Origin of the sequence: Porphyromonas gingivicanis JCM 15907 (genome assembly GCF_000614585.1) — a bacterium.
Lineage (GTDB): Bacteria > Bacteroidota > Bacteroidia > Bacteroidales > Porphyromonadaceae > Porphyromonas > Porphyromonas gingivicanis.
In genome coordinates this window covers 65277-79288 of the sequence record NZ_BAKX01000001.1, presented here as the reverse complement: position 1 = coordinate 79288, position 14012 = coordinate 65277, and the positions used below count along the sequence as shown (strand labels likewise).

Sequence of the window (14012 nt, the reverse complement as noted above, 5' to 3'; positions counted from 1 at the left end):
TAGGATTAGAAAGGGGGATACACTCGGAGCCATCGCAAAAAAAACAGGAGTACCAGTTTCTCGCCTTTGCAAGCTCAACAATATGAGTACAAAGGCGACTCTTCGTCCTGGAAAAACATTGAGAATCAGATAAACTCTAATAGTAATCTATTCGCAAAACAACGACTAAAAAGGAGAGAGACTTCTTATTGAACTCTCTCTCCTTTTTCTTTATACAATCCATCATTAGATATAAAAATCTTCCGATTAGGGACTATGAAATAATACCAAACGCCTGTATTACTATTGATGTTCAGGTTGGGTCACACAGCTATGCCCTCTTGAGCGTCAGTCTCCTAATATTTTACAACCCATAACCACAGCATTCGTCCCGACCTTGCAAAAATCTATTAAAACAAATTTTTGAAGCCAATATAACAACCCCAGCATCAACAGCTATTCGAGAGGGCTTCATCAAAAGATCCTTTTAATCCTTATTAAAAGGCAACTCAACAACCTCCAGTCGAAGAAAAGAGCGACAAGAAGAAAGTATAAAAACGAAAAACTTCAGCATAACATAAAGCGGGGTATAGAGCTTTTTTGTACTTTTACGGACCATAATTAAATGTGTATGCAGGAAATACGTAACATAGCAATTATTGCCCACGTAGACCATGGAAAAACCACTTTGGTTGACAAGATGCTTCTCGCGGGTAAATTGTTTCGAGAAGATAAAGCTGAAGAAGTAGACACCTATTTAGATAGTAATGCCATCGAAAGGGAAAGAGGTATTACCATCGTTTCCAAGAATGTAAGCATTCGCTACAAAGGGTGTAAAATAAACATTATAGATACCCCGGGACACGCCGATTTTGGAGGAGAAGTAGAGAGAGTTTTGAATATGGCGGATGGCTGTCTACTCTTGGTAGATGCTTTTGAAGGGCCTATGCCACAGACAAGGTTCGTACTACAAAAAGCTCTCAGTATAGGGCTTAAGCCTATCGTGGTTATCAATAAGGTAGACAAACCCAACTGTAGACCTTCTGAAGTGCAAGACATGGTTTTCGATCTTATGGCGAGTCTTGATGCCTCTGATGAACAGTTAGACTTCCCTACTCTTTTTGGTTCTGCCAAGCAATCTTGGATGAGTGCCGATTACACACAACCCACCGATACCATAACTCCTTTATTAGATGCCATTATAGAGCATATACCTGCCCCACCTCCTATCGAGGGTCCCGCTCAGATGCTTATAACCTCTTTGGACTACTCTTCTTATGTAGGACGTATTGCCATAGGGCGTGTACATCGAGGCACTATAAAAGAAGGAGCAGATGTTGTACTTTGTCGAAGAGATGGCTCCCTACTTCGTCAGAGAATTAAGGAAATCAATACCTTCGAAGGGTTAGGACGAGCCAAAGTTGAAGAAGTACACTCAGGAGATATTTGTGCCATCATTGGATTGGAACAATTTGAAATTGGTGAGACTATCGCCGATGCCTCTCACCCCGAGCCTTTGACCAGTATCCATGTGGACGAACCCACAATGAGCATGCTCTTTACCATAAACAACTCTCCTTTCTTTGGTAAAGAGGGCAAATATGTAACAAGTAGACACCTATTTGACCGGCTCACTAAAGAGTTAGACAAAAACTTAGCCCTTCGCATAGAACCTACGAACTCTGCCGATGCTTGGTTGGTATATGGTCGAGGCATTCTCCACCTCAGTGTTTTAATTGAAACAATGAGAAGAGAGGGATATGAGCTTCAAGTAGGGCAGCCTCAAGTCATCATCAAAGATATTGATGGAGTCAAATGCGAGCCAATAGAACAACTTACAATAAACCTACCCGAAGAGTGTTCGAGCCGTGTTATTGATATTGTAACGCGCAGAAGAGGAGAAATGACCGCTATGGAAACCAAAGGTGATAGGATTATGCTAGAGTTCACAATTCCCTCACGAGGTATTATCGGACTCAATAATGCTGTTCTAACAGCCTCGGCAGGAGAAGCTGTTATTGCACACCGCTTTTTAGAATTTTCCGGCTGGAGAGGAGAGATACAGCGACGCACTAATGGTTCTATAATTGCCATGGAAACAGGTACGGCCTTCGCCTATGCACTCAACAACTTGCAAAGTAGAGGACGTTTCTTCATTAGCCCCCAAGAGGAAGTATATGCAGGACAAGTAATTGGAGAACACGCCAAAGACAATGACTTGGTAGTAAATGTATGCAAAACAAAAAAACTAACCAATATGCGCGCCTCGGGGAGTGATGATAAAGTCTCTCTGGCTCCCCCTATATTGTTCAGTTTAGAAGATGCATTGGAGTACATTAAAGTCGACGAATACGTAGAGGTCACCCCCACAAGTATGCGCATGCGTAAGATTCTCTTGGACGAAAATGAACGTAAACGTCAAGCTCGTCAAGAGGAGATATAATGTTAAAAGAAAAACTCAAAAGAATGCTTTTTGCCCTATGCAAAAGGCATCTTTTTTATACACAGATAGATTTTTTGAAAGGAAGTATAGCTTTTGTCTATTTTGTTTTTCGCTAAAAAGTTGTTATGTTTGTGTTAGGAATAAAAGAATTGAAGAAAACTAATTGTAAAAAAGAAACTTTATGAAGATTAAAGGTATTATTTTAGGACTTGCTCTTGCAGCTGCTTCCATTTTGGGTTCACAAGCTAATGCTCAAGAGGTATTTAAGAAAGGAACAAATGTAGCCAGTGCTTTGGTTGGCTTCTTTAGCTCTACAGGTGTAGTTACAGGTTATTCTACTGTTGTTCCTCCTATTCAATTGAACTTCGAACAAGGTGTTGTAGATGGTCTTATCGAAGGTCGTGCTAGTGTTGGTGTTGGTGGAACCGTTGATTATGGTATGAGCCAATTCACTGTACTGGGAGTAAGTTCTTCTGTTCATGTTGCTTTCTTGGGAGCACGTGGTTCTTTCCACTATCAATTTATGCCTAAATTGGATACTTATACAGGTTTTTCTTTAGGTATTAATCTTGCAAGCACTTCTGTTGTAGGTGTTGCTACTTCTCAAAATGCTACTAGAGCAGCTTTTGGATATCGTGGACACTTGGGAGCTCGTTACTACTTCAGCCCCGCTTTTGCTGTAAATGCTGAGCTTGGCTATGGTTTAGCTCTCTTGAACATAGGTATCTCTTACCGCTTCTAAGAGTATAGTCCTAAATAGGATACACAGTACATCCCTCTCTGTCTAAGGACGGAGGGGGATTTTTCTTTGCTGGCAACGGGGAGCATTGGTTCTCCCACTCTTTTGTCCATTTTGGCAATACTTATAGAACTTGTCATATAGTTTTACGGTGGGTAAACTAAATGCTTCCTTCAAGGTCAGATTGTAGTCCGATGCAAAGTAGCATAAAATGCTTTTTCAAACCCTTATACCTAATAGGCATAAGGATTAACCCTTACGCCCCTTAAGAATAATGGTTACTATCCTAAGGGTTAATGGTAACCCCCTAGACACCTCCAGTGAAACTCTCGGGAGAAGAGATTATCGAGTCTATTCTCTCTTCTTATAGCAATAAAATAGGTTAATACAGATCTTTCTATATCTTCTCTACCACCGATTTTCTGTATATTTACGCTCTTGAAAAGTTTTAGCCTCTGTGATATAGGTTCTGTGAGGAGAACTTTTCTAAAGCACCTTGATATAAGGTCTTGACACCCTTTTTATTACAGGGTACCAAGTTTTTGACGAAGACCTTTAGGGAAATAAGTAAAGGTCTTTTATTGTATAATAACTACTCTTTATGACATGAGGAGTTTACTAACTTGAAAAATAAAAATGATACTATATAATGGCAAAGAAATGGATTTGGAACCCTCCTACCGAGGAGGTGATTTCCACGGGCTTGTCCCTCAGCAGTGTACTCCGTGTACCGCCTGTTGTGGGGCAATTGCTGGTACAAAGAGGGGTTACGACTCCTGAAGCAGCCAAACAATTTTTTGAACCGAAATTAGAAGATCTCCACGACCCCTTCTTAATGAAGGATATGGACAAAGCCGTAGAGCGTATCAATCTTGCTCTGGGGCGTCGAGAGCCGATATTGGTTTATGGAGACTATGACGTAGATGGTACTACGGCAGTCTCTCTGGTTTACAAATTCCTCCGCCTTTCTGGATGTAGCGACCATCTGCTACACTACTATATTCCGGGGCGCAATGACGATGGTTATGGGGTTACCTACCAAGGCATCAATTATGCTCACGAACTAGGAGTTAAACTCATCATCGTTTTAGATTGTGGTATAAAAGCAATTAAAGAAATTGAATATGCCAAAAGGTTAGGAATAGACTTCATCGTCTGCGACCATCATACTCCAGACGATGTTTTGCCTGATGCTGTGGCTGTATTAGACCCCAAGCGTATAGACAACACTTACCCAGCAGAAGATTTGTCGGGGTGTGGCATAGGATTTAAGTTGATGCAGGCATTTGCTATTGACAATAATATCCGTATGCGTCGTCTTTACTCTATGCTCGACCTTGTAGCTGTAAGTATTGCCAGCGATGTGGTATCCGTATTGGGAGAAAATCGCATCCTGGCTTACCACGGACTCAAGCAACTTAATAAAAGCCCTTCTCCAGGCTTAGGTAGTGTCTTAAAAACCTGTATGCTCACAAGTGGTTCTATCACAATGAGCGATATAGTATTTAAGATAGGGCCGATGATTAACGCCTCTGGTCGCATGATGAATGGGCGGCAAACTGTAGATCTCTTAGTTAGTAGAGATTTAGAAGAAGCACAGGAAAAATGTGCCGTAATCGAGAGTTGCAATAACGAAAGACGTAAGTTAGATCAAACAACAACTCGACTGGCTATACGTATAGTGGAAGAGCAAAAGCTCTATAAACTCCACAATGTAGTAGTTGTGTATAGTAAAGATTGGCACAAAGGAGTTATTGGCATTGTTGCTACTCGTCTTACCGAACGTTTTGCCCGTCCTGTGATAGTGCTTGCTGGCGAGGGCGAGCTGGTAGTTGGTTCAGCACGAAGTTTTGGAGGGTTCGATATGTATGGAGCTATTGAATACTGCCGAGATATATTGACAAACTTCGGTGGGCATCCCTATGCTGCAGGTATGGCATTATCAGAGGCCAATGTACCTCTATTTATAGAACGTATTCATCGCTACTCATTAGAACATACTACTCCTAAACCTCCCACCAATGAGATAGAGATAGATGCCGTTTTGAGTCTTTCCGAGGTGAATAAGTCGCTGCACCGAAGTATTGAGCGCATGGGTCCTTTCGGGCCCGATAATCCAAAACCAATATTTATGACTCGCTTCATATTCGACACGGGTAAGAGCCAAACAGTTGGCAAGAACAACGAGCATCTCAAGTTGGAGGTAACCGAATCACCACAGATGCTAAATGTACGTAGTGCTATTGCCTATGGACAGGCTTCTAACTTTGCTTATGTAAAGAGTTATAGACCCTTTTCTATCTGTTATACTCTGGAGGAAAATTGCTTTAAGGGAGTTTCTTCTGTGCAGATGTTAGTTAAAGATTTAAAGCAAGAAGAGACATCTAAAGGTGTGTGATGATTATGGAGAAAGATTGTAATCTTTCGCCAAAAAATCCTCTTTTTTCGGAAGAGGAGGCTTCCCATTATAGCGACAGATATGGCTATATCCCCGACTTCATATCGGGCGAAGAGGATTTTTTGTTCCGATAGAAGCCTACGAGGGGGAGCTTTACTCTAAAGTGGACAAAGAAATCGAGGAGACAGATCACCTTTCGACTCCCGAAGAGATCCTCAAAAAGTATTGGGGGTTCAAAGCCTTTCGTCCTAAACAGCGAGACATAATAGATTCAATTCTATCAGGAAGAGATACTTTAGGACTTCTCCCCACAGGAGGAGGCAAGAGTATCTCTTTTCAAGTCCCAGGGCTATTACTCCAAGGGATAACTCTCGTTATAACCCCTTTGATAGCGCTAATGAAAGACCAAGTAGCGCATCTTAAGAAACGCAATATAAAAGCGGTCGCACTACACTCAGGGCTTCATGGGTATGAGATGCAACGCCTTTTGGACAATGCCGTACATGGAGCCTATAAGTTCCTTTACCTCTCCCCTGAACGATTAGGATCTCCCTCCTTTCTCGCAGCTTTATCACATCTTAAGATTAGCCTTATCGTAGTGGATGAATGTCACTGTATTTCCCAATGGGGATACGACTTTCGCCCCTCCTACCTTCGCATCAGTGAGCTACGAAAGTATTATCCCGAGGTACCAATTCTTGCCCTTACTGCCACAGCAACCCCTGAGGTAACCCAAGATGTGATGAAGCTATTGGGATTCCCCACCCCCAATGTTATTAGTCGAAGTTTCTTACGTCCCAACCTTGCCTATGTGGTACGTCGCACAGAAGACAAGTTGGGGATGATGCTCCAAATACTACGCTCTGTACGAGGCTCTGCTATCGTTTACTGTCGTAATAGGGAGCGTACTAAAACACTTACCCAAGCTCTTCGAGAAGCAGGTATTACTGCCGATTTTTTTCATGCAGGTCTGACTCATGCTGAACGAGACGAACACCAAAAACGATGGATGGAGGGTTCTGTACGCGTTATGGTCGCAACCAATGCTTTTGGTATGGGTATCGACAAACCCGATGTGCGTGTGGTAATCCACTGGCTTATGCCCTCTTCGTTGGAAGAGTACTTTCAAGAAGCAGGGCGGGCGGGACGAGATGAGCAGAAAGCCTATGCCGTAGTATTGGTCAGCAGGTACGACAAGGCTGTTATTGCACGTCGCTTGCAGGATGAGTTTCCACAGAAAAACTTTGTACGTTCGCTCTACGACCTGATTACCAGCAAACTAAGCATCGGTTTGGGCGATGGATTGGATAAGAGTTTTACTTTCAATGTAGAACACTTCATTCAAGAATTCCATCTGCCTCCTATACCTACTATGTCTTCTATACGCCTATTGGACATGATGGGAGTGTGGGAGTATCAAGAGAGTGAAGAGCAACGCTCTCGACTCACCTTCCTTGTCTCTCGTGAGGAGCTATATAGCAATTCGCTCATAAGTCCGGCATCGGACCATTTGATACGTTTACTATTGCGCACTTATCCAGGACTTTTTACCGATTATGTTTTTATTGATGAAAACGTATTGGCTAGAGAATTATCACTAACCCTACAAGATGTCTATCTATCACTAACCTCCCTCTCGCACAGGGGAGTAATTCACTACATACCCAAATCTTCAGAGCCACGGCTCATCTTTCGCTCTCGTCGAGAAGAGGGCAAACATATCCCCATCCCTTATTCTATTTATGAGGAACGAAAGCAACGATTAGCAGAACGCCTCGAACGTACAATAGCCTATATCTCCGAAGACAATCGCTGTCGGAGTGCTATACTTTTAGAATATTTTGGAGAATTATTAACCGAAGGATGTGGCTGTTGTGATGTCTGTTTACAACAGAAGAAAAGGGGGAAACCCTCGGTAGATTTATTGCCTCCTTTAGTACACTACTTAGAGAAAAAGCTCCAAAAAGAGGGAGATACTCTCTCTTTAGAAATCATTCAACACGAAACGGGTATTAAGAAAGAGCTACTGGGTACTCTACTAAGTCGTGTGGTAGAAAGCCATCGACATTTGTACTTTGATGGCTCTTCCATCTCTTATCGGAGATAGACATAGAGATCGTTGCAAATTTTAGCCTTCACTTTATAGAGAATAAACCATCATGATTTCTTTGCAAAAAAGATATACACAGCACTACAGTTCGCTCTTTCGCATTGCTCTACCGATTATTATAGGACAGGTAGCTACTATATTTATCGGCTTTGTAGACAATATGATGGTAGGTCAACACGCCATAGAAGAACTTTCGGCAGCTTCTTTCGTGAATAATTTTCTCAATCTTATCCTCATCTTTGGTTTAGGTTTCTCGTATGGCTTAACCCCTCTCGTTGCCGAAGCAGATAAGTTAGGACAGAGAGATCGCATCGGTCTATTGCTCAAAATATCTCTCTGGCTCAATATGGGTGTAGGACTCTTCCTTTCTATCATTGTGTTGGGTCTCTCTCCTTTTTTGGGACTCTTCAACTTGGAGGAAGAATTACGTCCAATAGCACTACCCTACTACTATCTACAAACAATCTCGTTCTTAATCTCAATGGCTTTTAATGCTTCAAACAGTTTTACGATGGTATGAGCCGCACACAATGGCCCATGTACATAACACTCATAGGCATTATGCTGAATGTACTTTTCAATTATCTTTTCATCTACGGGAAGTGGGGATTCCCCGAATGGGGATTATTCGGTGCAGGTGTCGCCACTCTGCTTAGCAGGGTATTAATGCTAACGATTATTGCCATCACATTATTTATGGAAAAGCACTGGAAAGATATTCGTCGGACTTTCGGTGTATTCTCTTGGGACAAAGCCATTAGTCAATCTCTCGTGCGACTGGGATTACCCATAGCACTTCAATTGGGGCTGGAGGCAACCTCCTTCTCCCTAATTATCATCTTCGTTGCCAAATTGGGTACTTTGTCTCTTGCTGCTCATCAGGTCGTTATGGTGGTTACACTTTTGGGTTACCTTATCTACTACGGATTAGGTGCAGCTGTAGCTATCCGAGTGAGCCATTTCAAGGCAATAAAAGATTATCAATCGGTACGAGAGGTAGTAAGAGCCTCATCACACATTGGACTCTTGATGGCATTGGGAGCAGCTATCTTGATGTTTGTCATACGCCATCGGGTTTCCGTACTCTTTACCTCTGACACCCAAGTCTCAGACCTTGTGGCAATTGCCCTTCTTCCTGTTATTATTTACCAATTTGCCGATGTACTTCAAGTAATTTATTCCAATGCTTTAAGAGGATTGGGACAAGTGAGGCAGCTCGCGCCCATCGCCTTTCTTGCTCATATCGTAGTAGCTCCCTCCCTTTCATATTGGTTTACTTTCCATTGGTCTGCATCTTACCCCAATTATCAACTATGCGCAGTGTGGAGCTCGTTTCCAATTAGTTTGGCATTGATGGCTTGGCTACTCTTCCGTTATTATAACAAAGCATTGCATAGGTTATCCTACTAAAAGTATCCATTAATAGGTTGGCTAAAACGGTTCTTTTTTAGCTGTGCAATTTGCCTCAAAAAGTGACGTAAGATTTCAAAAAAGTAACGTAAGAATCAATTGATTCTTACGTTACTTTTAAAATAGATATTGTATAAGAATAATATCAAGCGTGTTTTCTTACCAAACGAGGTATTTGGTAAAGAAGCATTAAGATAGCTGTTATACCTGCCAAAACATCAGCGATAGGCATAGAAAGCCAGATACCATCCATACCTATAAAGCGGGGTAGGAGTACAAGGCAAGGTATAAGATAGATAATTTGGCGTGTCAAGCTCAAAAACATCGACTTGCCACTCATCCCCAAACTTTGGAAGAACTGAACCGTAGTCAGATGCAAACCTATAATTGGATACATCATCATTACTAATCGAATAGTGCGATGCAAAAGGTCTCCTAAATCAGCATCATTAGAGAAAAGCCCTATAATAAGCTGAGGATAAAACATCGCTATCGAAAAGCCCAAAGTAGCTACACTTACATTGACCATTGTGGCCACTTTATAAGTCTTTATGGAGCGTCGAATATTACCTGCCCCGAAGTTATAACCAACAATCGGTTGCATACCCATCGAAACCCCCAGCATAAATTGGATAAAAAGTTGCGATATACCGAGTATTATCCCCAACGCAGCAATAGATAAATCAGCTTCGGATGTACTTGGCGAGTAAGCTACCAACGAGCGATTCATAATAGTATTTATAGCACTATTTACAATCATCATCGTAAAAGGAGCCATACCAATGGATACGATAGCCTTCATCATAGCAAAGTCAGGCTTATAAGCAGAGCGACGAGGCGAGAAATGAATAAGGTGTTTTCGGTTGAAGAAGTGCCCCATAACGTAGAGTGCAGCTACAATTTCGGAGATTAGCGTAGCCCATGCAGCACCTTGAATACCCCAGTCCAATCCGAATATAAATATGGGATCCAAAAAAGCATTGAGAAGTGCTCCTATAAGCATTGTATACATAGCCTTACGCGGGTAACCCGAGGCTCGCATAATGGCATTGTAACTAAAACTCAGATCACAAAATATATTCCCTGGGATAACAATATAAAGATACTCCTTAGCATAGGGCATAATGGCATCACTCGCCCCAAACATTCGAAGCAAAGGATCCATAAAAACCAAGGCTAAGGAGCACATGATTAGATTGAAGAAAAAAGTCAGAAAAACTGCATTAGAAAGAAGACGCTCGGCAGTTTTCAAATCGTTACGCCCAATGTAAATAGAAATACGTACAGAAGCTCCGCTCCCAACAAGCATACCGAAAGCGATAAGGCACATCAATATCGGGAAAGTAATGGCCAAGCCCGCCAATGCATTACTTCCCACTCCCTGACCTATAAAGATACGGTCTACAATATTATAAAGAGCACTGACCACCGCCCCTATCACCGATGGGATAGCATACTTCATTAGAAGTTTAGGGATATGCTCATTTCTAAGGTCAAAAAGTTTCTTCTCTTCTGAAGTCGAAAGAATAGAGACAGTTTCTTTTTTAGTGGTCAATCTTACGTTTTCTTAAAGGGTTTCTTATGGCTCAAAACAGAACAAAAGGGGAAGTATTTACTCCATTGAATGCTCCATTTTCTGTCTAAAAGCAAGTGCAAAGGTACGATATTTTGACCGACCCAAATTATATTCCTCTCGACAGAAAAGAGGAAGAGAGTATCTTATAGAAATAATGATTAACTTCGCGAAGACTATAGAAAACAAATTCAATAATCCTTATCAATATTATGTTGTCTCCTGAACAATTAGAAAAATCGGGCTTCGGCACACGCTCAATCCACGTTGGTGCTGAAAAGAACATGTACGGTACTTTGGCCGCTCCTATCTACCAAACTTCCACCTTTATCTTCGACAATGCCGAACAAGGTGGTCGTCGCTTTGCTTTGGAAGAAGGGGGATATATATACACCCGTTTGGGTAACCCTACTTGCACTGCTGTAGAAGAAAAAGTTGCCTCTCTGGAAGGAGCTGAGGCCTGTATGAGTGCCTCTTCGGGAATGGGAGCGATTACATCTGCCATTTGGGTTTGTGTATCTGCAGGCGACCATATCGTAGCAGGTAAAACACTTTATGGATGTACCTACGCTTTTATGGAGCATGGTCTTAAGCGTTATGGTGTAGATGTTACTTTCGTAGATACGAGAAACCCTGAAAATGTGCGCAAGGCGATGCGCCCTAACACCAAATTAGTTTACATTGAGACACCTGCCAACCCTAATATGTACCTCTCAGATATTGAGGCCATTGCTTCGATAGCTCATCAGCAAGAAGGTGTACGTGTTATGGTAGACAACACTTATTGTACGCCCTACATTTGCCGCCCATTAGAGCACGGAGCAGATATTGTGGTACACTCTGCTACTAAATATCTCAATGGTCATGGTGACGTAATTGCTGGATTTGTAGTAGGTTCTAAAGAATACATCGATCAAGTACGCTTCTTGGGAGTTAAAGACTTGACAGGCTCTGTATTAGGTCCTTTCGAAGCCTTCCTTATAAATAGAGGTTTGAAGACCCTACACATACGTATGGAACGCCACTGTGAAAACGCGCAAAAGGTAGCAGAGTTCCTCGCAACACACCCCAAGGTAGAAAGTATAGCTTACCCTGGACTGGATAACTTCCCTCAACGAGAACTTGCCAAGAAGTATATGAAACTTCCTGGAGCAATGATTGCTTTCGAGGTAAAAGGTGGCTTAGAAGCTGGTCGTAAACTTATGAATGCTGTAAAGCTCTGCTCCTTGGCAGTAAGTTTGGGCGACACCGAAACGCTCATCGAACATCCTGCTTCGATGACACACTCTCCTTACACACCAGAAGAACGTGCTGCTTCAGACATCTCTGAAGGCTTAGTACGTCTCTCTGTAGGTATAGAAAATGTAGAGGATATTATTGCCGACCTCAAGCAGGCACTTGAGCAAATTTAAATTCAATGATAACAATGGAGGAGAAGGCTCTTATAAAAGGTTGTCTCTCCTCCATTTTTTATTCCCATTTTTAGCGATATAATGAGTAACGGATTTGTCGTTTCTGCCCGTAAGTTTCGACCTGATAGCTTTGAAAGTTTATTAGGACAGGATGCTGTGCGCGAGACTCTAAGAAGAGCTATCCTACAACAAAAGACAGCTCATGCTTATCTCTTTTGCGGACCTCGAGGAGTGGGAAAGACTTCTGCAGCTCGTATTTTTGCTAAGGCTATCAACTGTCTCTCTCCATTAGACAACGGGGAAGCATGTGGTCTCTGTGAGAGTTGCAAAGCATTTGAAGAACAACGCTCTCTAAATATATTTGAATTAGATGCCGCCTCTAATAACTCTACGACGGATATTCGTCGTCTAATTGATGAAGTCTCTATCCCCCCTCAAATCGGGAAATATAGAATCTACATCATCGACGAGGTGCATATGCTCTCAACCGCTGCTTTCAATGCCTTTCTAAAGACCCTCGAAGACCTCCAAGCTACGTAATATTTATCCTTGCGACAACGGAAAAACATAAAATTCTCCCTACTATTCTTTCAAGATGTCAGGTGTATGATTTCCGTCCTATATCTATAGAAGTTATCGCTCAACAGCTGGCTCACATTGCAGAGATAGAGGGTATCAATGCCGAACCTAAAGCCCTTAATTTGATAGCAAGAAAGGCAGATGGAGGTATGCGAGATGCCCTGTCTGTTTTTGATCGTATCGTTAGTTTTACGGGAGGCAATGTTACCTATGAACGTACACTTGAAAGCCTCAACATATTGGATGAAGAGTACTATGTTAGGCTGGTAAATCATATCATTAAAGGGGAGCAAGGCTCCATCTTACTCCTTTTGGACGAACTATTAGAAAAAGGGTTTGACACTCGTATCATTATGAACGGCTTGACAGAGTTTATGCGAACGCTCTTGATAGCCTATGATGCTCTGACCCTCCCTCTATTACGTTTGTCTCAATCACAAGCTGCCTTGTATAACGATTTAGCAAAGCGAGCAGGGAAAGTATTTCTCTATCGCGCTATTATGCAGTTGCTGAGTTACGGTAAAGAGTATCGTAATAGCAACTCTAAACGCCTTTTAGCAGAAATGACTCTTCTGTCGCTTGCCCCCATGGGTAACGATAGTATACCTTACCCTCCATCTTCTCATTCAGACAACAAACCTCACACTCCCAGTGCTACGATACCCAATGGACAACATACTGCCACATTGATTACTCCTCAGCAAACCAAGCCAGTAAATACAGGTATCGCCTCTCCTCCTTCTAACGAACCACAACGCTCTACACCTTCTCCTGCTCCTATACAAAAAAAAGAGTCTCTGCAACCTCCACCTGCATCCAATCCTATTCGTCCTCTTCAAACACGCCCTCTAACATCTACTTCAACACCTCATTCTCAAGCAAAAGTTCCTCAAGAGACACTCCATAGGGAAAAGGTAGAGGGAGTTCCTGCGAAGGAAGAGATTTTGGAGCAAGAGTCCCTAAGACTAACCGAAGAAGCTCTCATAACCGAATGGTTTGCTTGGGCTAATGGTGCCTATGCGAAGGATCCTTTTCTAAAAAACACGATGACTACCTCCATCCCTCAAAAAGATGATGATGGTAAGTGGCGGGTAGGAGTATTCAACTCTATGCAAATGAATGCTTTGGAGAAAATTATGCCTCCTATACTCTCTCATCTTAGAGCTGTTTTCTCAGAGCCTTCTCTTCAGATAGAGGTTCAAATTGTAGATGCCCAACAGTGGCAAGGAGAGATGGAAACGGCCAATGACTGGCTACACTCCCTACTCCAAGAGAATAAAGATTTACAGAAATTAGTCACAGCATTGGATTTAAGGATAGCCCCCTAAACCTTATACGAAACAAGCTAAATAAATTAGATATTCACACT

10 protein-coding genes and 1 pseudogene are annotated in these 14012 nt (G+C 42.1%); 10 read left to right on the top strand and 1 reads right to left on the bottom strand.

Features of this window, described 5'->3' with window-relative positions; translation table 11 throughout:
* Nucleotides 1-610: 610 nt before the first annotated feature.
* From typA to JCM15907_RS09855, 7 genes are all read left to right on the top strand, one after another.
* On the top strand, nucleotides 611-2422 hold the full coding sequence (typA, locus tag JCM15907_RS00315; protein ID WP_025842247.1) for a translational GTPase TypA: 1812 nt from the start codon (nucleotides 611-613) through the stop codon (nucleotides 2420-2422).
* A gap of 181 nt (nucleotides 2423-2603) precedes the next feature.
* Nucleotides 2604-3164, top strand: a complete 561-nt coding sequence (locus JCM15907_RS00305; protein WP_025842246.1) for a hypothetical protein — start codon at nucleotides 2604-2606, stop codon at nucleotides 3162-3164.
* 646 nt (nucleotides 3165-3810) lie between these two features.
* The gene (recJ, locus tag JCM15907_RS00295; RefSeq protein WP_025842245.1) at nucleotides 3811-5559 is read left to right on the top strand and encodes a single-stranded-DNA-specific exonuclease RecJ; all 1749 of its coding nucleotides are present in this window, start codon (nucleotides 3811-3813) and stop codon (nucleotides 5557-5559) included.
* 5 nt (nucleotides 5560-5564) lie between these two features.
* Nucleotides 5565-5693, top strand: a complete 129-nt coding sequence (locus tag JCM15907_RS13540) for a hypothetical protein (RefSeq protein WP_277906745.1) — start codon at nucleotides 5565-5567, stop codon at nucleotides 5691-5693.
* Between the two features lie 29 nt (nucleotides 5694-5722).
* Nucleotides 5723-7666 carry a RecQ family ATP-dependent DNA helicase gene (locus JCM15907_RS09860; protein ID WP_159099878.1) on the top strand — a complete coding sequence of 648 codons (1944 nt, stop codon included), beginning with the start codon at nucleotides 5723-5725 and terminating at the stop codon, nucleotides 7664-7666.
* A gap of 52 nt (nucleotides 7667-7718) precedes the next feature.
* The gene (locus JCM15907_RS11895; protein WP_051522299.1) at nucleotides 7719-8189 is read left to right on the top strand and encodes an MATE family efflux transporter; all 471 of its coding nucleotides are present in this window, start codon (nucleotides 7719-7721) and stop codon (nucleotides 8187-8189) included.
* On the top strand, nucleotides 8186-9079 hold the full coding sequence (locus tag JCM15907_RS09855; protein WP_051522298.1) for an MATE family efflux transporter: 894 nt from the start codon (nucleotides 8186-8188) through the stop codon (nucleotides 9077-9079). Before JCM15907_RS11895 ends, JCM15907_RS09855 begins: the two co-directional genes overlap by 4 nt.
* A 145-nt stretch (nucleotides 9080-9224) precedes the next feature.
* Here JCM15907_RS09855 and JCM15907_RS00280 read toward each other — a convergent pair whose 3' ends face one another.
* Complete coding sequence (locus JCM15907_RS00280; RefSeq protein ID WP_025842244.1) at nucleotides 9225-10634, bottom strand: MATE family efflux transporter; 1410 nt, start codon at nucleotides 10632-10634, stop codon at nucleotides 9225-9227.
* Nucleotides 10635-10864: 230 nt separating this feature from the next.
* On the opposite strand from JCM15907_RS00280, the gene megL reads away from it, so the two are divergent.
* The 3 genes and pseudogenes from megL to JCM15907_RS09850 all read left to right on the top strand — a co-directional run bounded on the left by megL (nucleotide 10865) and on the right by JCM15907_RS09850 (nucleotide 13971).
* Nucleotides 10865-12064 (top strand): methionine gamma-lyase, encoded by a 1200-nt coding sequence (megL, locus tag JCM15907_RS00275; protein WP_025842243.1) that lies wholly within the window; start codon nucleotides 10865-10867, stop codon nucleotides 12062-12064.
* A gap of 81 nt (nucleotides 12065-12145) precedes the next feature.
* A pseudogene (gene dnaX / locus JCM15907_RS13215) lies at nucleotides 12146-12627 on the top strand (DNA polymerase III subunit gamma/tau); the annotation flags it as partial.
* Nucleotides 12628-12666: 39 nt separating this feature from the next.
* Nucleotides 12667-13971 carry a DUF8439 domain-containing protein gene (locus JCM15907_RS09850; RefSeq protein WP_051522296.1) on the top strand — a complete coding sequence of 435 codons (1305 nt, stop codon included), beginning with the start codon at nucleotides 12667-12669 and terminating at the stop codon, nucleotides 13969-13971.
* Nucleotides 13972-14012: the final 41 nt, after the last annotated feature.